Raw genomic sequence first — 23054 nt, 5'->3', positions numbered from 1 at the left:
TATTCCTTGAACTTCGGTTAACCCAATCGTTGTCTGGCGTCCGTGGCACGTTTGAGCGCCTGACCGATAAAATTGATCGCCAGCATTAGCACCAGTATCAGCAATGAGGCAGGCAGCCACATCCACCAGCTATTCTGCAATACATCCGGATCATTCGCATAACTCACCAGCGTCCCCAAGCTTGGAGTAGATTCCGGCAAGCCAAAACCGAGATAGGAAAGCCCGGTTTCAATCCCGATATTTCCAGCAAGATTAAGCGTTAGATTCACAATCACAACTGAACTGAGATTGGGCAGCACGCCAAACCATATGATCTTCCAATTGGGTGTGCCCAGGGTTTTGGAAGCCTGTACGTAGTCCAATTCCCGCTCTGACAGTACCTTGGCCCGGATCAGGCGCGCTTTTCCAATCCATAGAAAAGCGGTCATTATAAAAATAAAAGACCCTATACCGCTTTTGGGCACAATACTGACAAATACGATGACCAGCATCAAAAACGGAAGCACCAGAATAAAATCAATGATTCGCATGATGATGTTATCAACCAGTCCTCCATAAAACCCGGCTAGTAAGCCCAGCGTCAAGCCGATGGCGGCCGATAATAAAGTAATCGTAAAGCCGATGGTAAAAGAATTGCGAGCCCCAATGACCAGCTGGCCGAAGATATCCCTGCCCGCTCGGTCCGTACCCAGCCAATGCACTGAGCCGGGAGCTTCGCGGATCGCGCCCAGATCGACTGTCGTGACTACATCCTGATTGACAAACAGAACAGAGGCATATATAAAAATCAAGAACAAAGCCACAAACCCAATGGAAATCAAGGCCATTTTGTCACGTACCAGTTCACGACGCAGTACAGACCAGCTAGATGGTGATTTACGAATGGTTTCCGGCGAGAAGACTTCCTCCACCTGCATAGACACCATAATCTCTCCTTTTTTCTAGACTTGTTCTCTATTCAATTCGAATACGGGGATCGACCTTGCTTAGGATGACATCCGATAAAAGGGTTCCTAAGAGTGCCAAGAAACCGGAGATCATGACCAATGCATTCACGACTGAAAAGTCCCGTTGGGTGATGGACTGTAGAAACAACTGACCTAGCCCCGGATAACCAAAAATAGATTCTAGGAAAATGTTGCCCGCAATCACACCCGTCAGGTCATAGCCCAAGAAAGCAGCAATAGGCAATAAAGAGTTTTTGAAAATATGACGAGAATAGATCTTTCCCTCGGGTACCCCCTTGGAACGTGCTGTTTTCACAAAATCCTTCAGACGTGTATCAATGACCTCATTGCGCAAATACTGAATCGTAGCCGTCGTACTGAGCAATGCGCCCGTAACCGCCGGTAGAATGAGATGATACGACTTATTCACGTAATATGACCATGTCCCCGGCTCCACACCTACATCCACACTGCCGCTGGTTGGAAACCAGCCAAGCCTGAATCCAAACACGTACAGCAGCAACAACGCGAGTATAAATAGGGGTGTTGCAAAGCTGAGATAGGTATATCCCACCACGGTTTTATCCAGCAGACTATGCTGATACCGACCGCTAAGCACTCCCAGCGGAATGGCGATCAGATACGTCAGAACCAGAATCACTACGCCCAGAAAAAACGTGTTGCCCAAACGACTGCCAATCAAATCGGTAACGCTAATTTTATGTACATAAGATTTGCCCAGATCCCCATGAGCAAGCTGGACAAGCCAGTTCCCATATTGCACCCACACCGGGTCATTGAGCCCCAATTTTTGACGCTGTTCTTCCAGTGCAGCCGGATTCAGATTGGGTGTTGAAGTGATGAGCCCTGTCAGGGCATCCCCCGGCATAGCCTTGGCTAGGAAAAATATGAGCACACTTAGTGCAAAAAGTTGAGGGATCATAACCAGTAGCCGGCGCAGTGTAAATTTCCACATATTCTGTACCTCCCTATGGTAGCGCAACTTGATGGGATGGACTTACGGATTTCAGGGCAAACGGCTTTCCGCTTGCATCTAGATGTTTGGGGAGCTCTGACTTGTAAGAGGATAAAAGCATCTGCCTTCTTCGAGCATTTTCCAGCCGCTTCGCAGGATCGATACTGGGAATGGTGGCAATAAGCCGCTGGGTATACAAATGCTGTGGACGCTCATAAATATCTTGCTCGCTCCCCTGTTCCACTAAGCGACCTCGGTACATAATGCCGATTTGGTCGCACATATGGCGGATAATCCCCAGGTCGTGACTAATGAATAAATACGTCAATTTGAACTCCCGCTGCACATCCTTCATAAAATTAAGCACCTGTGCCTGCACAGAAACGTCAAGCGCTGATACGGGCTCATCTGCAATAATCAGTTTTGGGTTTAATGTCAGCGCACGCGCAATCCCGATCCGTTGCCGCTGACCCCCGGAAAATTCATGCGGATATTTGTAGGCTGCATCAGCGTTCAGGCCGACCTTCTCCAGTAGTGTCTGTACTTTTCTCCGCTCTTCCTCATTACTCAGTCTTTCAAAGTTTCGCAGCGGTTCAGCAATGACATCCAATACGCGCTTACGCGGGTTCAGCGAAGAATAGGGGTCCTGAAAAATCATCTGAATGTCTCTACGCAGCGGATGGCGGTTATTACGACTCAAAGCCGCAAGATCCTTGCCCCTAAAAAGAATCTGTCCACTCGTCAGCTTATTCAAGCCGATAATTGTCCTTCCTGTCGTCGTTTTTCCGCAGCCGGATTCTCCTACCAGTCCGTAGGTTTGGCCTGCCTCTATGCTGATCGACACACCATCCACTGCTTTTACCTGGTCAACAAGGCGCTGGAAAAAACCACCACGCACCGGATAATAAACCTTCAAATTATTTAGCTCCAGCAGTGCCATGAGCAGTCTCTCCCTTTGTCTCGTCTTCAAAATGAAAATGCTGGTAACATGTACAACGAACCCAATGGCCGGAGGAAATTTCATTTAATTGAGGATGGTCTTCATGCATTCCCTGCTGAATCCAGGGAATACGCGGAGCAAAACGACAGCTATTACGGGGAATATCTTGCAATGAGGGAACCATGCCACCGATGACATGCAGCGTTTCTCCCTTGGTATGCGATCCCGGCATGGAGGCCAGCAAGGAACGCGTATACGGGTGCAGTGGATGCCGGAATAATTCAAAAACATCAGCGCTTTCGACGATTTCTCCGGCATACATGACCACCACACGGTCAGCTACTTCGGCCACAACGCCAAGATCGTGCGTAATCAGAATAATTCCGCTTCCGGTCTCCTGTTGAAGCTGTTTGAGCAAGTCAAGAATTTGCGATTGAATGGTTACATCGAGCGCAGTCGTCGGCTCATCTGCAATAATAAGAGAGGGACGGCAGGCTATGGCAATCGCGATCATCACACGCTGGCGCATCCCTCCTGAAAGTTCATGTGGATACTGTTCATACACGCGCACAGGATTGGGGATATCTACGCTTTCCAGTAGCTCCAGTACACGCTCCCTTTTTTGCTTCGTCGATAGGGACGTATGATAATCGAGATTTTCCTCGATCTGCTTACCGATGCTCATTAACGGGTTCAGTGCTGTTAGCGGGTCCTGAAAGATCATGCCAATGCCCGCTCCGCGGATTTTATTCATTTGCCCTAAGGAGAGACGGATCAGATCCGTGCCTTTAAAAAGAACCTCTCCTTCGACACGTGTCCGCTCCATGTCATGCAGTTGTGGGATTGAAAGCGCCAGCGCGCTTTTGCCACAACCGGATTCTCCGACCACAGCCAGCACTTCATTGGGGTTGACCGTCAGATCCAGATGGTCGACAGCGGGGTGATATTGATCGTTAATGCGAAAAGATACGGATAACCCTTTGATCTCCAACACAGGTTCGATATTCAATGCGTGCGCTTCCTCCATTCTCCATGGTCTTGTCCCGCTAATTCTCACCATGTTTGATGTTAAAACCTCCCACAAACATTACATACCTTTTTTGTCGGAATAATTTGAATACATCCTATCACCAGTATATGGATATATCAATTAAGATTATGCTATCAACATCATTTAAAAAATCAATGATCCAGCAGCAGCGCGACCTTCCTGGCACAAAGTGTAACTAAATAACCAACCACAGGTTAATTTTTATCACAAAAAAAGCTGTTTGATCCCCTATAGAGGACCAAACAGCTCACTAGCACACAACAACTCACTCTGGTTTTTTCACATTTGTTACGAAGCAGCTCCATAGGAGCCCGATTTGAACGTTTTTGGATCATACCATTTGTAGCCTGTTGCTGGAGCAGACCAAGGCTCAGGTTGCGGTTCCGTGGAAGCCGCTGGCTCCTCAAACGGTAGAAGCTTCGTGGGCTGATCCAGCGTTAAGCCTGCCACATCGGATAATTTGGTGTAATCCTGCTTCCATGCAAGCCATTGGACCGTTTGTACCAGGAAGGTGGCATCGTCCACTTCCTTGAAACCATCATACGTCTTCTTCGACTGTCCGTTTTCCTCGCGCACATATTTTGGTGTAGCGTCTTCTACAGGAGAAGAATCACCGATAAATGCTGCCTTGCCTTGACCGACCTTGGAGATTGCCGCAAATGGCCCTTCCGCACGGCCCCCGCCGTTATAGACACCCTGATCTACAGCATTGCCCCATTTTTTCGTACCTGTCGGGATATAGGCAATTCCTTTCGCTTTGGTAGGATCAATAATAGCCAGCGTAGAGCCCGCATGCATGGCAATTGAACGTACACCTTTGGTAATGCCAAAAGATTGATCTGCAGCTACAATGTCCGTAGCATTCACGTCGCCAAGCGCATTATAGCGGAAACGAACGCCAAAGTTGGTTGCCAGCCAATCAGAGCTAGTCAGTCCTTGCATCGCTGGTGATGCTGCTTCTTCTGAAGTCATGCCTTTTGCCGGATTAGTGTAGGCTCCACGACGGTAGCCATTCATAACCTCGGAGGCATCCCAGCGGTTTTTGTTGCGGTCCGCATTGTAGTGGTCGGAGATGAAGAAGACACTTCCCCCGTTATTCACGTATTGCAGCAAAGCCGCCTGCTCGGAAGCCTTAAAGGGAACATTTGCTTCACCGATGATGAACACATCATATTGGCGCAGCTTGTCATAGGTTATGGCTTGTTCCCCAAAAGTAAAAGGAATAGAGCGGTTCAATTGGTCCACAGTAAAGCCTACATTACGCAACCCATCGGCAAAATCAGAGAAGGCTCCGTCAATGACCCAATCTGCTGCCCCAGCCGTCTGTGCATGCGTATTATCGAACAGCACTTTTTTACCTTTGCCGTCCGGCAATGTCGTACCGGGCTGACCCGGGTTTCCAGGATTAGGCTCGCCTGGATTACCAGGTTCCCCCGGCTCGCTTCCATTCACCAGTTCCACAGCGCTTGGGCTTTTTATTCCGCCAAAATTATTGTAGGCGCCAAGTGTACCTGTCACACGAATTTTACTACCGATCAGCTCAGGATGGCCTGTTAGCCCAAATTGTCCTCTGTACGCTGATGACAGCTGCACATCCAGTAGGTTGGACGTGCTACGTTCATTCGCCTGGTCGGCAATCAGTACGTTGAAATCATTCGCAAACGGGGAAGAAAAATTAGCCGTTTTCGATCCGGTAGCATGTCCAACAATGTAACCTTCCACCGTCACCGTACCTCCACTGCCTTGACGCTGAAGGGCTTCAGCTACTGTCAGTACTCCCTCTGCTTTGACCTGACCGAATGGAACGAAGATGCCGATCAGCAGCGATACGATCGCCGCCAGATGCAGCATTCCTTTCAAGCGTGAACCTGTGAACCGCAAGCCTTTTACCATACGTCAATATCCCTCCTATAATTCCATAAATGTACTTGTCCTCTATCAGATTAGCTATCAATCTTCTAATTCCTTCCTGGTTTGATCCATAATTATGTAAATTTTAATCTTTTTTATTGGAAACACACCTGTTTATGTAAAAATCGAACTCTGCATTGACAGCGAGCGCGGCATACATTACGCTAAGGAAGATATGTAGAACGGTATACGCGAATGAAGATGACGGGAGAGTCTGTCCAGAGGCTTACACGCTGGCGGCACCGAAGGAGCAAGCCGCCAGCACCCGGCTGGCGGATAATCTCTCAGGTCCATGTATCGTCATCTGACGCAACTCTGGAGAGAGCGCAAGCCACCCAAGGGGTAAGGCGGTATGGACACCGCACGAAACTCTCAGGTAACGAGGACAGAGATAAGGGAAATTTCCTTATCCTGTCCTTTTTTGTGCTCACATCGTACGTCAGCATCAGGAACCGTCATATCCGCGCAAAGACGCGAAAATACAATATACTATGGTAGTAGAACATACAGGGGGCCACACCATGCGTTTCAAAGATGTATTTTCCATTATCGGTCCGGCCATGACCGGACCCTCCAGCTCACATACCGCCGGGGCGGTGCGGCTTGCACGCGTTGCCCGGCACTGGCTCGGGGCGCAGCCTGACCGCGCCCGCATGACACTGTACGGCTCCTTCGCCGACACGTACAAAGGACACGGTACCGACCTGGCACTCATCGCAGGCCTGCTCAATTACGATACGGACGATCACCGGATTCCCGATGCCGAGCAATGGGCGGAGCAGGCTGGAATGGCCGTAGAATTTGCCGTTAGCGGACTCCCTGCGCCCCATCCGAACACCGTCCGTTTCGAGCTATGGAAAGGCGAGGATCAGCGCACCCTGCTCGGCTCCTCCATCGGAGGCGGCAGTATCCATGTCCAGCAGCTCAACGAATTCCGAGTTAACCTGACCGGAGAACTGCCTACGTTGGTGCTTCTCCACTCGGATAAGCCCGGTACATTAGGTGCGGTGACTTCAGCATTGGGCGCTGCTGACATTAACATTGCCTATATGCATGTGGATCGCAAAGGCCGAGATGGTGAAGCACTTACCGCCATCGAAACGGACAGTCCTCCTACGGCTGAACTGATTGCCAAACTGCGTTCTATACCTCATATGTATGAAATTAAAATGATTAATCTGAAAAAAGGAGCTGAATCCGATGCGGTTTAGCCATCTGCATGAAATCAGCGCGATATGCGCTGAGGAATCCACCACGATTGGCCGCCTAATGATTCAAGAACAAATACAAGAGACGGATACAACGGAAGAAGAAATCTTCCGCCAAATGTCTGATTATTATGAAGTCATGAAGGAAGCCGTTCATCGTGGTCAGACGCAAGACACCGTATCCCGCAGTGGATTGACGGGCGGGGACGGCAAGCGTCTGGCCGAGTATCTGCGGACAGGGGAGACCTGCTCCGGCGACGCCTCCGCGCTCGCCATGGCTTATGCACTCTCCGTGTCTGAGGTGAATGCGTCCATGGGACGCATTGTCGCCACACCCACTGCTGGCTCTTGCGGCGTCATCCCTGGCGTGTTCATTAGTGCGCAGGAACGTTTTGGCTGGGATGACGAGCATATGGTGTACGGCTTGTTCGCAGCCGGAGCTATTGGCTACGTCATCGCCAACAATTCTTTCATTTCCGGCGCGGAGGGAGGCTGTCAGGCTGAGATTGGATCAGCCATTGGGATGGCCGCCGGTGCAATGGTCGAGCTGCGCGGCGGCACGCCTGAACAGGCCGTCCACGCTGTAGGCCTAGCGCTCAAGAACACGCTCGGTCTGATTTGCGACCCCGTTGCCGGGCTCGTCGAGATTCCGTGCATCGTGCGCAACGGGCTGGGCGCCGTGACTGCACTTGCCGCAGCGGATATGGCTTTGGCGGGAGTGCGCAGCGCCATTCCGTCTGACGAAGTCATTGACGTGATGCTTGAAGTCGGCAGCGCAATGCCGTCGAAGCATCGCGAGACCGCCAAAGGCGGCTTGGCCCAGACACCGACCGGCAAGCGTTTGACCGAATCCCTTACACTCAACACACTGGCCAAGAAAGATAAGTCGTAGCTTCTAAGCTTTAAACCAACTACTTTTCCTCTATAAAACAAGACGAATATTTCTCCCCTACATTCTCCAAGGGAAAGAGAATTCGCCCTTAAAAATAAAGGAGCAAGCATACGTCTAGGGACGACATGCTTGCTCCTTTTCTTTTCAATCGATTACAGATTACTGGACAGTTACCTGTACCTTCGTCATTTTACCTGCATATTTTACGGTAATTACAGCTTTGCCCTTGCCCTGTGCCTTAATGTTACCGTCTTTGACGGTCGCAACAATAATTCTGGACGAGGACCAGACAGCCGGCTTGGAGACATCCTTCTCCGACTCATCCTTATATGTCGCTGTAGCCGTAACCTTAGCCAGCTGCCCCGCCTTCAAGGTCAAAGCGACTTCGTCCGTTTGCAAATATTTAAGCGTATCAACATCTACAGGCACGCTGATCACTTTCCCGCCGAACTTCGCCTGAATGTTAGCTTTACCATAACTAACTGCGGTAACCTGACCCTTTTTGACAGTGGCGACCCTATAATTGGATGTTTTCCATTCCGCTTGGGTCGTAACATCCTTTTCTTTACCATCACTGGATTTAACCACAATGGAAATGGTTTTTTGGTCTCCAGATTTGAGGGATAACGCGATGGCATCCGCTTCAATCTTTTGCGCTACATCTACTTCTACCGTAAACGTAATGGTTTGCTTGCCATAGGAAGCCGTGACCGTTGCCTTACCGTTGGCATTCGCTTTAATCAAACCTTCGCTAACTTCAACGACCTTGACGTTGCTAGTGGACCAGGTGGCATCCTTGGTTACATCTGTTTTTGTACCGCCACTCTTAACGCCTGTTACTTTCAGTTGCTTTGTTTCCTGAGCACCGAGCACAATGACACGCGAATCGGTTTCCAGACGGTCAACAAGGCCTACTTGCACGTTAATCGTCAGTTTTTTGCCATTGTAAGTCGCTGTAATCACTGCTTTACCAGTCGCTTTACCCGTAATCGTTCCCTTGGACACAGAAGCAATATCTTCTGCACTTGAAGTCCATTCTGCATCCTTTGTAACATCTTCCTTACGCCCGTCCGCATAAGTAGCCGTCAGAGTCGCAGTATAATCCTCATTAATATCTATCGTTGCCGTTTTAGAGGACAAAGATAAATCACCCGGTACGTTTACGGATACGGTAGCTGTGGCTGTTTTGCCGCCATAAGAAGCTGTGATCGTTGCCTCACCTGTTTTATAACCTGTGACTTCTCCCCCGCTGACAAAAGCAACATCTTCATTACTGGACTTCCACTCTGCTTTACTTGTGATATCTTCTTCCGTCCCTGTTACATAGGTTGCGGTCAGCTTGAGCTTTTTGGATTCCTTAGCATTCAAGCTCAGCTTGTCCTCGCTTAAATCCAGAAATCTAGAGGTTTCGACATCTGCTTTAATGGAAACGGACTTATCTCCATACTTAGCGGTCACCGTAGCCGAACCCGCTCCAATGGCCATAATCGTTCCTTTATTCACTGTTGCAATTTTTTCATCGCTTGATGTCCAAGTAGCTTTATCTGTGATATCTGTTACCGTTCCATCCGGGTACACAGCAGATACCTGTATTTTCTTAGATTCATCCAAACGGAGAAAAATATTAGTTTCGCTGGCTTTCAGCTTATTCGTCTGATCCACATCCACCGCAATCGTAGCCGACATCGTGCCATATTTACCTGTAATTGTCGCCTTCCCTGTGCTATAGCCGGTAATCGTGCCTTTCAGAACATCTGCCACGGCTGTATTGCTGGAGCTCCATTCGGCAGACTCTGTAACATCCTGAGTCGATCCATCCGGGAACGTGGCTGTCAATTTAACCTTCTCCGTATCTTTTAACAAAAGAGAAACCTCTGATGTACTGGCATCCAGCCGTTTAACCTGCTCCACCTGTACAGCAATCGTTACGGTCTGTTGTCCATATACAGCCTTAATATTAGCTGAACCTGCTCCCTGAGCAGTAACTAATCCGTTGACTACAGTCGCTACCTTCTGATTATCCGAAGTCCAGGCCGCATCACCTGAAACCTGAGCTGTTGTATTATCACTGTAAGTCGCTGTCAGATCAATCTGTCCTGTGCCGCTTGAACGCAGGCTCAGGCTTTGTACACTGGATGTCAGCGCCTTAACCTTTTTCGTTACATGTACCTGAACGGATTGTACCTTCTCCTTATAGGTCGCAATCACAGTGGCTTCCCCTTCAGCTTTGGCTGAAACTGTACCATTGTACACCGTAGCAATAGATGTATTATCACTTTTCCAATCTGTGCTTACTGTTACATTTGAGGTTGTCCCATCGCTATAAACAGCCGTTGCCGTCAACGCAGCTGTATCCCCCTGTTGCAAAGTTACCTCGTTAGACGAAAGGACAATCTTGGAAAGCACCGCTTCTGCTGCAGATGCAAACCCTGCATATGATGTAAAACTTGAAATCAGGATGACCAACGCCAGAAAACCGGACCATCTTTTCTTCAAAATCTAATTCCCTCCTATTTTCAAAGCTAAAAATTAAGGATTTGGCAAAATCCCTACACCTACGTTTTATGTCGTCATATGGAAAAGAATAGTTTAGACTTTAGAGAAAATTTGGTCCTTATTAACTAGAATCGGAACATTTACAGACAGCTATAAGCTGCTGCACGAATTCTCAGATGGTGGTACTCTTCCATATTGGGATCAAGCTGATGCATATAAACGACGGAGAACTGCTCGCTCGGATCTATAGAAACCCAGGTGCCCGCCATTCCCGACCAACCAAATTCCCCAATTGAGCTATTGGCATGCCCAGCCGCTTTATCCATTAACGTGCGTACACCAAGTCCATAGCCATAACCCGTATGGTATGAATTGGTGAAATCCGATAACTGAGCTGTATTCAAATGATTTGTACGCATTAAATCAATGGTTTTTCTCCCCAATAGCTTCACTCCGTTTACCGTGCCGCCATTTGACATCATTTGTGAAAATGTGAGGTAATCTGTGACCGTCGAATATAATCCTGCGCCTCCACCTTCATATATAGCATCTGACTGATGATATTCATCCAAAAAACCCTCAATTTTTTCAAGTTTTCCGGCGTCTGTCCGTTGATACATGGAAGCCATCCGCGATTCAATATCTCCACGATAGCGGTAGCCTGTGTTGTTCATTCCAAGCGGGTCGAATATTTCATCCTTTAGGAATTGTCCTACTGATTTACCCGAAATCACTTCAATAAGACCCGCAACAAGATCGTGCCCATATCCATATAACCATCGTGTTCCCGGTTCAAATGCAAGCGGAACTCCAGAAAGCGCTTTAATTTCTGTGCGCAGGTCATACTTCCCCTGCTTTTCCTTTAATCCTGCAATGGCCTTCTGCATAGCTTTTCCTGTTTCTGAAGACTCGGAAGCGTAAGGAAGACCTATATTCATATTGAATATATGCTTAATTAAAATGGGTTTTTCTGCCTTATCCACGTAGGTGTATCCGTTAGGAGCGGTTTTGAATACATGCGCATTACGAAATTCGGGAAGATATTCATATAAAGGCTCATTCAACAAAAATTGCCCACGTTCGTACAGCATAAGTGCAGCCGCACAGACAACGACCTTTGTCATGGAAAACAAGCGATACACTGTATCCTCAGTGATTGGTCTTTGGGCTTCCAGATCAGCATATCCATGATACCCTTCATACAACACTTTGCCATTCTGGGCAATGGCACAACCGCAACCTGCCGGCCCATTTGCTACGAAATGCTTCAATAGCTGATCTACCTTGTCAAAACGAGACATATTCATCCCTCCTATTTTTCCTTCAAAAGAAACAAGCTTCCCCTCGCGCTCTAATTTCTTGTTCCAACAAACTCAGCACGATTCCTTGTAAGCGCTTATTCCACGCATTTATTTTAACGGTAAACTTGGTAAATACATAGATTATTTGTCATAATCAGATGGCTTTACATTAACAGTTCAGCCACCGTTTCCTTCCAGCGATGGATCACCGATTCCGGTTCCTTGAGACGAACCGTGACACCTGTCAAGATATCTGCATATTGGGCTGAATCCTCTCGGGCAGCGAAAACCCGTGCCGCAAATCGCTCACGCACATGCTTGGCCCCGGGCAAAGCAGGCAGATGTTCCAGCGACAATCGCACATAATGCGCCTTTCCCCCGGTAAACACGGCAAGTGTCGCCTTCCCGGTACGGATCATGTTACCCGTCGTAGTCGTACCCGGCCATAGTGCCAGACGCAAATTCCCCTCGTCCAGCGCTACAACCTCGCCCACACTAATCATCGCTATGTGCGGCCACTGATCCTCCGTGACCGTCAGCAGCATCATGGCTTCATGCTGCTTATCCTCCAATACCTTGCCGTCCAGCAGCGTGAACAGATCCTTACTAATCCTTGGTATCTGCATGATGTATAATCCCCTTTACATTTGGCTTATAACTTCAAAGTTACCATAATTCACGGCTGCTTACGAACGACCCTATATCCGCTCTGGAATAGGAGGAACATGAGCAGCATTCGGAATTTCTTGAGGGTTTACCTTGAACGCCGATTTATACTTTGCTGGATCAGTAATGCTATCCGGTTCTGAGGTTCGCCATGTGAACAGGCATACAGGGCACAACAAAACCTCCCAGGCACCTTTAACCGGCGAATGGGAAACGACTTCTGAACGATTGGACTCACAACGGGGACAAATATGCATCTGTCAGCACTCCTTTAATCTTTCTTTGTTTTTAAAAATATTTAGCGAAGCATTTGGCTCAACTTTTTCTCCCATTCCGCTACACCCAGCGGGGAATCGAGCGGCTGCGAGTAATGGCCTCTAATATCCGGTGCTACAGGTGTCGTCGCATCCAGTATCATTTTGTGCGTCATACCTGCCGGATCAGAGCCGGGGTCAAGCGGTAAAATAGACAAGCCAGGAACAATCACAGCATCATGCTTCGGATGCAGTTTGGTGGATAAAGCCCACATGACCTGTGGCAGATTGAACGGATCGACCTCCTCATCCACCACAATCACCAGCTTGCAATACCCCAATCCATGCGGAGTCGTTAACGCACGCATTCCCACAGCCTTCGCAAAGCCGCCATACCGGGTTTTCGTGGAAATAATAGCGACCAGCCCATGCGTATACATGGCATTAACGGCTACGATTTCATTAGGAAAAGCATCCTTAAGCTGCTGAAACAACGGTACACTTGTATTCACACCGATCATATAATCCGTTTCCGTCCAAGGCATCCCGATGTACAGATGCTCAAAGATAGGCTGTTTGCGGTGATATACACGATTAATCTGAATGACTGGCATCGCGCGACCGCCGGAATAGTGACCTGTGAATTCACCGAATGGACCTTCATACTCACGTTCACCTGCTAACACTTCGCCTTCCAAAATGACCTCGGCTCCCCAAGGCAGATCCAGGTCTGCATCCTTCGCTTTGACCACACGATAAGGCTCGCCCTGAATGGCGCCCGCCATCTCATATTCGGATTGATCGTACAGCAGCGGCGTAGAAGCAGCCGTTGTAATCACAGGCTCACATCCGAGGGCAATAGCCACCTTCAGATTTTCGCCGCGCTCCTCAGCCTGACGGATATGGATCGCAATATCATGCTGTGGTACAGGCTGGATGCCCAAACGGTTCTTGCCTTTTACCTGCATCCGGTACAAGCCAACATTTTGCTTGCCATAGGTATCCGGGTCATCCAGATCGCGTGAAACTAAAATTGCTTTGTCCAGATAAAATCCTCCGTCTCCCTGGTTCAAACGAAACAACGGCAAAATATCAAACAAATTAATATCCTCTGTAATCTCGACTTCATGAAAAGGAGCGGTTTCTTCCCGCTTCACAGGCATCGGAAATTGTTCATAGCGTCTGGCAAATTCAAAAAACTGCTCCTTGAGCGGCGTATTTTTGGGCATTCCCATCATGAGGGCATGATTGGGCCAGGAGCCCATCACATTCATAGCAATACGAGCATCCGTATATCCATAGATGTTGTTGAAAAAGAGAGCAGGCGTCTTATCTCCAAGGTTGTTTAATGCTCTGTTAGCGGCTGCCAGGTCTGGCTCCGGCTTTACCTCATCGCTGATCGTGAGTAATTGTCCCTCCTTTTCCAGGGTGTTTAGAAAATCGCGAAAGTCTTTATAAGCCATCATTCATTCTCCTTCGTCTTTCGATTTCTCAATTCTGGTGCAGCCTGGAGTCATTCTGCTTCATCCCATCCCAGCGTTTGGCTGCGGTTGTGACAATACCGAACTGATCCAATGCGCGAAAAACAATATGATCCACTAATTCCTCGATACTTGCAGGATGATTATAAAAGGCAGGCATCGGCGGCAGGATCATCACGCCCATACGTGACAGCTCCAGCATATTTTCCAGATGGATACTGCTTAATGGTGTTTCTCTGGTCATGAGCAGCAGCTTCTTTCGCTCCTTCAGTATCACATCCGCTGATCGGGTAAGCAGGTTGTCCGCCATACCGATACGAATAGAGGCCAGAGTCTTCATACTGCAAGGAGCGACGACCATACCATCTACCCGGAAGGAGCCGCTAGAAATACGTGCGGCCTGATCCTTATACGAGTAGACTGCATCCGCCATCGCCTCCACTTCCTTCACCGTGTAGCCTGTCTCATAGGGAATGTTGGCAATAGCCCACGGGGATAGCACCAGATGACTCTCTACTCCAGCCTCCCGTAATTGCTGCAATATACGGATACCAAAGATTGACCCTGTCGCTCCCGATATTCCTACAATGATTTTCTTCATATGTCCCCTCCTTCCACTCCATCGTTTTACGTTCACCCATGCATTACTGTCAAAAATTATACGCTTGTTCCATGCACACGAAAAATATATATAATATATGTAATGCATACTTTAAACGTATTCAAATTGAGGCGTTGTCTAGAAATGAGGGGAATCCCAATGGATATGAAGCATCTGCATTACTTTTGCGTCATCGTGGAGGAAGGGCAAATCACCAAGGCCGCCAGAACGCTCAACATGGCCCAGCCTCCGCTGAGTCAACAACTCAAAAATATGGAGGACGAGCTTGGCGTAAAGCTGATTTATCGTGAAGGAAAGAAATGGGAGGTTACCGAGGCCGGATATGCACTGTATACACGAGCCAAGCGATTATTGGCTGAAATGGAGGACACCTGTAGAGAAATTGGGGAGTTCGAAAACAAAGTAACCGGCACACTGTCTATAGGCACTTCATCCGCCTGTATGTCTCTGATTACTGAACAGCTCAGCCGCTTTCATCACAATTATCCAGAGGTATACATTAAAATAGGACACGGAGACACACATCATCTGGAAGAGCTGCTGCATCAAAATAAAGTTGATCTGGCCCTCTTGTTGCTTCCAGTAGATGACCAATCGTACCATTCAGTTGAATTGGAGGGCGTTTCCTTTGTTGCCGTACTTCCGTCTGAATGGGCAAATCGTCATCCCAGTGGGGAAATTACCTTACAGGAAGCTGCTAGCTATGATCTCTTGTTGGGACGCCGAACAGAAGGACACGGATTATACGAAACCGTCATCCGCAAATTTCAGGAACACCATCTTATTCCGCGTGTCGTACTGGACTGTCCTGAAATATCGACCATTCTCTCGCTCGTTTCCACAGGCATGGGAATTACCATCATTCCAGACGCTGGCTTGGGACAAGAATACGGGGATAGATTTTGCACACTTTCCATTAAGGAGCCGTTTCCCTTCACACGGCCTGTCGTCGTATGGCGCAAGGATCGTTATTTATCCATTGCAGCTCGCAAATTGGTTGAACTGCTACAAGCTGGAGACACGAAAAAGACTGTTCCCGAGTAGATGCTCTACCGCTCTACTCCTGAAACAGTCTGATGCTGGATAAACTTCCTTCATTCAGGCTGTGCTCACCTTACTTGATTCCCTTGATGCCGATATTCAGTCGGAGTCATCCCACATTTGCGCCGGAACACCTGTGTAAAATGCCTCATATCCTGATAGCCGATCCGCTCGGAAATATCAGCCAGCCGCAAAAGAGGATCACTTAACAGCCGCTTTGCCTCTTCCATACGCAAGGAAATGACGTAATCCTTATAGCCTTGTCCCGTTTTTTGCTTGAATAACTGGCTGAAATATACTGGATTTAAAAATACGATGGAGGCCACCTTTTCCAGTGACAGCTCCTCTGTAAAGTGAGCCTGAATATACTGCAATGCTACATCAACCGTGTGCATGCCCTTACGGAGACATTCTCCTGTATCCGCGGCTGCGGCTGCAATTTCCTCTGGCGTTCGTCTTAGTCGCGCCACCTCTTCAGGTATGGATGAGAAATTATGATGAACACCCGAGCGTGTAATTTGCAAAGGTACCTTCACATAACGCTTCAAATGGGATTCAAGCAAAGACTCCAGCCGTGCAGCCTCTGCTTCATCCCTTAGCCTTGCAATCCCCAGCAGACTGTGGCGGTCCAGACTGACGACAAAGCCGCTGCCCCCAGCCTCAATGAGCTCGGACAGTACATTTTCAATCATAAAATGCTCTAAATGCGTCTGCTTGTGATCAGGTTCCATGCGAACCATAAAAAGATGGAACTCTGGATAATTTTCAACGAAGGGCTGTATATCCAGCTTGCCTGTATCCAATCCAAGTGCATAACGCTGGAAAACAGCTTCACGCAAATAGACCATATTGGATTTAAGAAGCCTGCCCTCGTTCGCCTGTTGCGAGGCCACAAGCGCTTCGGCTGCTAATACTTCAATACATTCCAGCAGCTTCTTTTTACCGATGGGCTTTAACAGGTAGTCTTTGGCACCCAGCTTTACTGCTCTTTGTGCATATTGGAAGTCGGAATGGGCCGAAATGACAACCCACTGCAGATGAGGATGCTTTCGCTTGGAGATACGCATGAATTCCAGACCATCCATACCGGGCATCAGGATATCGGTCAATACAATATCTACAGGATGCTCCGCCAGAATGCCTGCTGCTTCCTCGGTGGAAGCAGCGAGATGAATGCCGCAGGTTGGTAGTGCTTGGCCAATAGTACGCCGAATCCCCTGTCGAATCATATTTTCATCGTCAGCTATCAGAATATTCATGTTTTTCCTCCTTCTGTGGCAGAGGCACATTTACAGTGACTGTTGTTCCGGCTCCTGGTGCGCTGGAGATCCGTAGGCCGTACTCTTCTCCGAACATGTGCCGTAGCCTTAAATTTAGGTTTTGCAGGCCGATGCCTCCCGCCTGCCCGCTGCCCGCCTGTTTGCCGGGTTCTGCCAAAGCGATCTGGACCACCTCCCATCGTTCGTACTCCATTCCTACACCGTTGTCGATGATGTGTAGGCTCAATACACCATCATACTCCTCCGCTCTGACGAGCAGTTTGCCACCTGTATCTGCATGAAGAGGCTCCAGCCCGTGTTTCACCGCATTTTCAATCAATGGCTGCAAAGTCATTTTGGGTACACGGATATCCAGCCATCGATCTTCAATGTAGACGTCGACAGCTACCCTGCCCTCCAGCCGGGCCTGGATAATGGTGAGGTAATGACCGACCTGCTCTACTTCTTCCCGAAGGCTTACATCGGCTCCCTCTTCCCAGTGACTGCTGTAACGGAACATATGGGATAAGGAGAGCACTACCTCTCCGAGCTGATCCTGTCCCTTTTCATCTAGCATCCAATAGATCATATCCAGCGTATTGTACAGAAAATGTGGATTAACCTGCGTCTGTAGAGCGTGCAGTTCTGCATTTTTTTCGCTGACAGATGATACCCGCACCAGCTCAATCAGTTCTGCAATCCGTCTTACCATATGATTGAAAGAGGTAGCCAACTGGTTGACTTCTTCATAGGATGTGATGTTTACCGTGTGGCGGAAATTGCCTGTCTCTACCCGTTTCATTTCTCGAATAACTCGTTTGAGCGGATGGGAGATGCCCCTGGAGACGATGGATGCAATTAGCGCCGACAACATAATAAGTATGGGTGCCACGATAAACAAGTATCTTTGAGTTTGCGCCAGTTCCACGTTCAGATCCTCACCGGGTGTTACACTAATCACCGACCAATCAGCAAACGGAAGCTTGGAAGCGATTACAACTCTCTCATTACTCCGATCTACAATTACATCCTCCTCCGGGACCTGTTGCTCTAGATTTCTCAAATCTGGTGGCGGATCAGAAGAGGTAGCCGATACAATTCGATTTTCATGGCCCAACAGATAGACCTGGCTATTAGTGCTCAGCCGTAAATTGTGGAGAGCGGACAAAACGGAACGCGGCTCAGCCTCAAACAAAACAATACCAATCGGCTTGTGTTCATCCAGATCATAGAGCTGCCGTCCAAAAGCAAACACAGGCCTGGTTTCCACTTGGTCGATGACAGAGTGAGGATAAACACCCAGCCATGCAATTTTACCCGCCGACTTTTGAATTTCCCTGTACCATTCCGTCTGCTCGTAATGAGTATCAACGACATTCATATAATTCCCGTAATTATATACCTTGCCTGTGTCTGTGATCACATGAATGCCGATCAGGTCCTCGCGCGAATAATAGATGGCTCCAAGGATGTTTGTAATTGTACGTTCGTTAATGTAATTGACAGCAGGCAAGTCACTATGATCTGTCGTCAGCAGACGAACCAAATCCATATTGTTGCTGATCGACTTGGAGAGACTGTTATAGCTGCCGAGCAGCAATTCAAACAATCCTGCCGTCTGAGATACATTTTTACGTGCAAGCTCGCTGACCTTATCATTGAACTGCACCGTAGTACGGTTGTAGAATAATAGACTGACCGCCAGCACAATGCCGGACATGCTCAATAGGAACAAAACAAACAAGCGGTATTGAATGGATTGAAAACGGCGCAGCATAACTCCGTGCGCTCCTTTCGCATCGGCCGCCTATCCTTTTACCGCTCCCGCAACCATGCCCTTGGTGATTTTTTCGGACAGGACAAAATAAATAATAATAACCGGTAAGGCTCCCATGACCAGAAAAGCACCAATATTGCCGTAGTTCACAGAATACTGGCTGACGAACGTATATACGCCGAAAGGGAGAGTTTTTAGCTTTTCGGACGAGATAAAAGTGGCAGCCATAATGTATTCATTCCAGATGTTAATGAAAGTTAAAATACACACTGTCATGATAGGCGGAATCGAGATAGGTAAGATTACACTGCGGAAGATACGATAAATGCTCGCTCCGTCAATGTAGGCGGATTCTTCAATTTCGTGGGGAATGGACCGCATAAAGCCGGATAGGATGAAGACCGCAATCGGTGTCTGAAAAGCGATGTAGGGTAAAATCAGCGAGAAATACGTATTCAGAATATGGACGTTTTTAAACATCACCATCAGCGGTAGCAGTGTAGCTTGCATGGGGATCATCATCCCGACCAAAAACAACGTCAGCACAACAGCCCCGAAACGCCAGCGAAAACGTGTAATTGCATAAGCAGTCATCGAGCTTAATACAATGACGAAAATCATCGTAACCCCGGTCACCAGCACACTGTTTCCTAAATAACGCAAGTAACTCCCTGATTCATAGGCTTCCTGGTAGTTGTGCCACTGGGGCACTTGAGGGAGCGCAAAGAAGCTTGAACCTAATATCTCTTCATTCGTCTTCAACGAATAAGTCAGCAGCCAAAAGAGTGGATACAGCTGCGTGACCACTAAGACGGCCAACAGGGCGAAGACCCCCATTTTCTTCAAGGCGTTCAACAGTCCCATCTCCTTTAGCTTACCTTATTTTCAATACGTTTGAAAACAAAATTTATCACAATTGTAAATGACAAGCAGATGACTACAAGAAACGAGGCCAATGCACTGCCATACCCGTATTTCATAGATAAAAAGGACATATTGTACATATACGTGGATACTGTATCCGTCGCATGGGCTGGTCCTCCCCCTGTCATAACCCAGATCAAATCAAACGATTGCAAGGACCCGATAAAGGCTAATATAATCGATATTTTAAAAATAGGCACAATGAGCGGCAACGTAATGTGCAGGTCTGCTTTGAATCCTTCTGCTCCATCAATTTTAGCTGCTTCATACAGCTCATTGGGTATATTTTGTACCCCGGTAAACTGGATAAGCAAATGATAGCCAAAATATTGCCACAATGATACAAAATATAGAGCATACATCGCTACCTGCGGTTCCGTCAGCCAAGAGCGTGTCCAGCTTTCCAGCCCGACCGCCATCAAAATACCGTTTAGCATCCCACCCATCGAGGCCGGATTGTAGATCGTCTTCCACAACTGGCCGATAATGACCACCGATAGAATGACTGGCAGAAAATACATCGTTACCAATGTATTTGCCTTACGTACATAACGGTTGAGTAAAATAGCCAGCAGCAGACAGAGCGGAATTTCCAGCATGGAAAATACAGCGAACATCATCGTCCGCTTCACAGATGGCCAGAACACTGGATCGGCTGTAAAAATTCGTTTAAAATTGGCCAGTCCCACAAACTTCGCCTCAGCAATTCCATTCCAATCCAGCAGCCCGCAATACACAGATACCAGAATCGGAACAAATACCATACAGGTATACAGCAACAGGCAGGGTAGCACGAAAACGGCAATCGTGCGTGTCGGCACCTTCAGTACATTCATACACTAATCTCCTTTATGTTGATTCGGAACAGCTTCTGGAGGATGTTTAGCCATGAGTGACTCCTAATCAGGGAAGGGAACCTTCGCTCCCTCCCCTAGAGTCTGCTTATTCAGGATTTTGAAAAATTCGATCCATTCGCTCCGAAAGATGCAAATATCTTCACTTATTTATTCGCTTCAAAAGTGTTCTGATGCTCCTTCGCAACTTGTGCAGAGTCCTCTTGTTGCACGAACAGGTTCTGAATGCTACTCAGATGCGCCTGCGCAATAGCGGGGTTCATCGTATTGTCAAAAGCGAGGTCTCCTCCCTTTATATTTTTGAACAGCTCATTGAGACTAATGGCCAACTCAGAATAACCCGCTTCCTTCAGATCACCTTTCATTTTCTGACCGCTGCCAATTGCATTTTTTAGCTCAAACTGAATCTTGGGCATCTCAGTTATAAAATAGTGCAGAAAGTCCTTCGTCTCCTGTAAATGTTCACTATTCGCCGATACCGCAAACGCGCTACCCGGCGCAATGACATACTCATTCACATTCCCTTTGCCATTCACCGTGGGGAATTGGAACGCCCCAACCTTACCTGCTACCGGAGATGCATCAATAGAACCCGTTTCCCAAGTACCCATGATATACATCGCAGCTTTTCCAGTTTTAAAAATATTACCGCCTGCATTATAGTCAATAGATGTGGCTCCATCCGGGAAAGCTCCGGCCTGCACTAACTCCTGAAATGCATCTACAGCCTCCACAAAAGCCGGGTCGTTGAACGTCTTTTTACCATCCAGCACATCATTGAGGAAATTGGGTCCTTCATTCGTACGCAATAGAATATTCATAAAAAGGAGGGAGCCGGTCCATGAATCCTTTTCTCCAATGGCAATTGGGGTAATTTCCTTCGCTTTCAGCGTCTTGACCGTCGTAATCAACTCATCAAAGGTGGTCGGCAATTTTTGAATTCCCGCCTGCTCGAACAGTTCTTTATTGTAAAAAACCACTTCTATATTGTTACCATCCGGAAAAGCATAAAGCTTATCATCGAAGCTATAGTAATTAAGAAGGCCATCCTGAAACGTATCTTTTAACCCCTCTTTATCAGCCACATCATTTAATGGCGCGAGTAGCCCGGCATCTACAAATGGCTTCATCTGTGCAGCCGGATTTACAATCGTGATATCCGGTACTTCTTTCGCTGCTGCTTGTGTTTTCAGCTTGAGTTTTTGCTGATCTGTATTTAGCGAATCCAATTCAATTTTGACATGAGGATGATCCTGCTCGTATTGACTTACAATCTGCTTAATCATTTTGTACGAAGGGGTGCTAGGATCAGGATTGATGTTTTGAAAGGTAATCGTCACATCCTTCGTTACATTGCCTCCACCCTTTTCCCCTGGATTTCCCGGACTTGCGCTTTGTCCGTTATTACAAGCTGCCAGCGTCAATGCCAAGGCGCCCGCCGCTACAACAGCAAACGCTCTCATTTTTGCTCTGCTCATATTCCTTTTCCTCCTCTGGTTGAAGCATTGCGCAATTTATCCTCCTAGTCGGTGGACACTCAATGCCCGCTTGTTCTTTTCATTATGTTCCATAGAAAAGACGTGAACAATGCGTGAACTTAAGGAGAAGGGTTTGTTTTCTTAAGCCCTCCATTTGCGTGCTTCAAAATTCATTCATATCATATCTTGCAATTTATCCAGAAGACAGGCATAATATAAATAAGATTATTTTTGATAATGATTATCATTATTAAATAATAAATACACATAGACTTTAAAGGAGGCAGGACCGCAGTGAAAGAAGCTTTTAGTAAAACCTCCCTGCATATCGATGATTATTTAGATCTTCTTAATCTTGCCGTACAAGTCGGAGATACAAAGTGGCAAAAGGAAATTACCCGTAAACTTCAAGCCTTAAGTGTCCTCCAGGCAGAACAGGTTGAAATAGATTAACATCGCACAATGCAATCTGTATCTTAGTTGAAACCGCACTCAGGCTGCGCTATCTAAAAGACAACAAGAATATTATAGTGCTTTTAGCCGAAGGCATGACATGAGTCTTTCATGTGAGCGATAAATGAATCAGATATAAAAAAGAACACAGCCATAAGGCTGTGCTTTTTTGTATGCTTGGCAACGTCCTACTCTCCCAGGACCCTGCGGTCCAAGTACCATCGGCGCTGGAGGGCTTAACGGTCGTGTTCGGGATGGGTACGTGTGGAACCCCTCCGCTATCGCCACCAAACATGTATTTGATTCGCAAACACTTTACTCAGGAACAGCATCGCCAAATGCTGTGTGTTCGCTTGCCTCATATAAGCTACTCGAACTTATACGATGCCATGCTTCCACCCTGAAAACTGGATCCGAAACTTCCTTGCGTTTTATCTTTAGGATAAGCCCTCGACCGATTAGTATTGGTCAGCTCCATGCATTACTGCACTTCCACCCCCAACCTATCTACCTCGTCGTCTTC

At 47.6% G+C, this 23054-nt stretch carries 20 protein-coding genes, 2 rRNA genes and 1 riboswitch; of the genes, 4 read left to right on the top strand and 18 right to left on the bottom strand.

Translation table 11 applies throughout. The features are described from left to right. Positions 1-17: 17 nt before the first annotated feature. The 5 genes from FKV70_RS23020 to FKV70_RS23000 all read right to left on the bottom strand — a co-directional run bounded on the left by FKV70_RS23020 (position 18) and on the right by FKV70_RS23000 (position 5807). Positions 18-917: an ABC transporter permease gene (locus FKV70_RS23020; protein WP_167669748.1), complete on the bottom strand. Its 900-nt coding sequence runs from the start codon at positions 915-917 to the stop codon at positions 18-20. A 37-nt stretch (positions 918-954) separates the two neighbouring features. Continuing rightward, complete coding sequence (gene opp4B, locus FKV70_RS23015; RefSeq protein WP_061831945.1) at positions 955-1923, bottom strand: oligopeptide ABC transporter permease; 969 nt, start codon at positions 1921-1923, stop codon at positions 955-957. Between the two features lie 13 nt (positions 1924-1936). Continuing rightward, complete coding sequence (locus FKV70_RS23010) at positions 1937-2863, bottom strand: ABC transporter ATP-binding protein (RefSeq protein WP_142614679.1); 927 nt, start codon at positions 2861-2863, stop codon at positions 1937-1939. Then, complete coding sequence (locus tag FKV70_RS23005) at positions 2841-3872, bottom strand: ABC transporter ATP-binding protein (RefSeq protein WP_142614720.1); 1032 nt, start codon at positions 3870-3872, stop codon at positions 2841-2843. The genes FKV70_RS23010 and FKV70_RS23005 overlap by 23 nt, the downstream gene beginning before the upstream one ends. A 330-nt stretch (positions 3873-4202) precedes the next feature. Beyond that, positions 4203-5807, bottom strand: coding sequence for a DUF6359 domain-containing protein (locus FKV70_RS23000; protein ID WP_142614678.1), 1605 nt, complete (start codon positions 5805-5807; stop codon positions 4203-4205). A gap of 213 nt (positions 5808-6020) precedes the next feature. Next, positions 6021-6135: riboswitch (glycine riboswitch) on the top strand. Positions 6136-6346: 211 nt separating this feature from the next. Here FKV70_RS23000 and sdaAB point away from each other — a divergent pair. Together sdaAB and sdaAA are read left to right on the top strand one after the other, a co-directional pair. Beyond that, positions 6347-7036 (top strand): L-serine ammonia-lyase, iron-sulfur-dependent subunit beta, encoded by a 690-nt coding sequence (sdaAB, locus tag FKV70_RS22995; protein WP_064796885.1) that lies wholly within the window; start codon positions 6347-6349, stop codon positions 7034-7036. Then, the gene (sdaAA, locus tag FKV70_RS22990; protein WP_142614677.1) at positions 7026-7925 is read left to right on the top strand and encodes an L-serine ammonia-lyase, iron-sulfur-dependent, subunit alpha; all 900 of its coding nucleotides are present in this window, start codon (positions 7026-7028) and stop codon (positions 7923-7925) included. The genes sdaAB and sdaAA overlap by 11 nt, the downstream gene beginning before the upstream one ends. A 159-nt stretch (positions 7926-8084) precedes the next feature. On the opposite strand, the gene FKV70_RS22985 is transcribed toward sdaAA, so the two are convergent. The 6 genes from FKV70_RS22985 to FKV70_RS22960 all read right to left on the bottom strand — a co-directional run bounded on the left by FKV70_RS22985 (position 8085) and on the right by FKV70_RS22960 (position 14724). Continuing rightward, positions 8085-10421, bottom strand: coding sequence for an Ig-like domain-containing protein (locus FKV70_RS22985; protein WP_142614676.1), 2337 nt, complete (start codon positions 10419-10421; stop codon positions 8085-8087). Between the two features lie 140 nt (positions 10422-10561). Next, positions 10562-11722, bottom strand: a complete 1161-nt coding sequence (locus FKV70_RS22980) for a serine hydrolase domain-containing protein (RefSeq protein WP_142614675.1) — start codon at positions 11720-11722, stop codon at positions 10562-10564. A 164-nt stretch (positions 11723-11886) separates the two neighbouring features. After that, positions 11887-12348 (bottom strand): pyridoxamine 5'-phosphate oxidase family protein, encoded by a 462-nt coding sequence (locus FKV70_RS22975; RefSeq protein ID WP_142614674.1) that lies wholly within the window; start codon positions 12346-12348, stop codon positions 11887-11889. A gap of 72 nt (positions 12349-12420) precedes the next feature. After that, a complete protein-coding gene (locus FKV70_RS22970; protein WP_142614673.1) occupies positions 12421-12645 on the bottom strand; it encodes a non-oxidative hydroxyarylic acid decarboxylases subunit D in 225 nt (74 codons plus the stop codon). Positions 12646-12686: 41 nt separating this feature from the next. Then, complete coding sequence (locus FKV70_RS22965) at positions 12687-14105, bottom strand: non-oxidative hydroxyarylic acid decarboxylases subunit C (RefSeq protein ID WP_063212378.1); 1419 nt, start codon at positions 14103-14105, stop codon at positions 12687-12689. A gap of 28 nt (positions 14106-14133) precedes the next feature. Further along, positions 14134-14724, bottom strand: coding sequence for a flavin prenyltransferase UbiX (locus FKV70_RS22960; RefSeq protein ID WP_063212379.1), 591 nt, complete (start codon positions 14722-14724; stop codon positions 14134-14136). A gap of 159 nt (positions 14725-14883) precedes the next feature. Between FKV70_RS22960 and FKV70_RS22955 the strand changes: the two genes are divergently transcribed. Beyond that, positions 14884-15789, top strand: coding sequence for a LysR family transcriptional regulator (locus FKV70_RS22955; RefSeq protein ID WP_142614672.1), 906 nt, complete (start codon positions 14884-14886; stop codon positions 15787-15789). Between the two features lie 65 nt (positions 15790-15854). Here the strand turns inward: FKV70_RS22955 and FKV70_RS22950 are convergent, their stop codons facing one another. The 5 genes from FKV70_RS22950 to FKV70_RS22930 all read right to left on the bottom strand — a co-directional run bounded on the left by FKV70_RS22950 (position 15855) and on the right by FKV70_RS22930 (position 22078). Further along, positions 15855-17045, bottom strand: coding sequence for a response regulator (locus tag FKV70_RS22950; RefSeq protein WP_063212381.1), 1191 nt, complete (start codon positions 17043-17045; stop codon positions 15855-15857). Further along, on the bottom strand, positions 17026-18822 hold the full coding sequence (locus tag FKV70_RS22945) for a cache domain-containing sensor histidine kinase (protein ID WP_142614671.1): 1797 nt from the start codon (positions 18820-18822) through the stop codon (positions 17026-17028). Before FKV70_RS22945 ends, FKV70_RS22950 begins: the two co-directional genes overlap by 20 nt. 30 nt (positions 18823-18852) lie before the next feature. After that, the gene (locus FKV70_RS22940) at positions 18853-19686 is read right to left on the bottom strand and encodes a carbohydrate ABC transporter permease (protein ID WP_419866083.1); all 834 of its coding nucleotides are present in this window, start codon (positions 19684-19686) and stop codon (positions 18853-18855) included. Between the two features lie 5 nt (positions 19687-19691). Continuing rightward, positions 19692-20582, bottom strand: coding sequence for a carbohydrate ABC transporter permease (locus tag FKV70_RS22935; protein WP_063212384.1), 891 nt, complete (start codon positions 20580-20582; stop codon positions 19692-19694). 164 nt (positions 20583-20746) lie between these two features. Continuing rightward, the gene (locus FKV70_RS22930; protein ID WP_142614670.1) at positions 20747-22078 is read right to left on the bottom strand and encodes an extracellular solute-binding protein; all 1332 of its coding nucleotides are present in this window, start codon (positions 22076-22078) and stop codon (positions 20747-20749) included. Between the two features lie 294 nt (positions 22079-22372). Between FKV70_RS22930 and FKV70_RS26215 the strand changes: the two genes are divergently transcribed. Then, positions 22373-22531: a hypothetical protein gene (locus FKV70_RS26215; protein WP_167669747.1), complete on the top strand. Its 159-nt coding sequence runs from the start codon at positions 22373-22375 to the stop codon at positions 22529-22531. 175 nt (positions 22532-22706) lie between these two features. Here FKV70_RS26215 and rrf read toward each other — a convergent pair. Both rrf and FKV70_RS22920 read right to left on the bottom strand, forming a co-directional pair. After that, positions 22707-22823: ribosomal RNA gene (gene rrf, locus FKV70_RS22925) — 5S ribosomal RNA — on the bottom strand. Between the two features lie 146 nt (positions 22824-22969). Continuing rightward, positions 22970-23054, bottom strand: a 23S ribosomal RNA gene (locus FKV70_RS22920); the annotation flags it as partial.

Origin of the sequence: Paenibacillus ottowii (assembly GCF_006874425.1) — a bacterium.
GTDB lineage: Bacteria > Bacillota > Bacilli > Paenibacillales > Paenibacillaceae > Paenibacillus > Paenibacillus ottowii.
The sequence above is the reverse complement of the archived record's forward strand: the minus strand, read 5'-3'. Positions and strand labels throughout refer to the sequence as shown.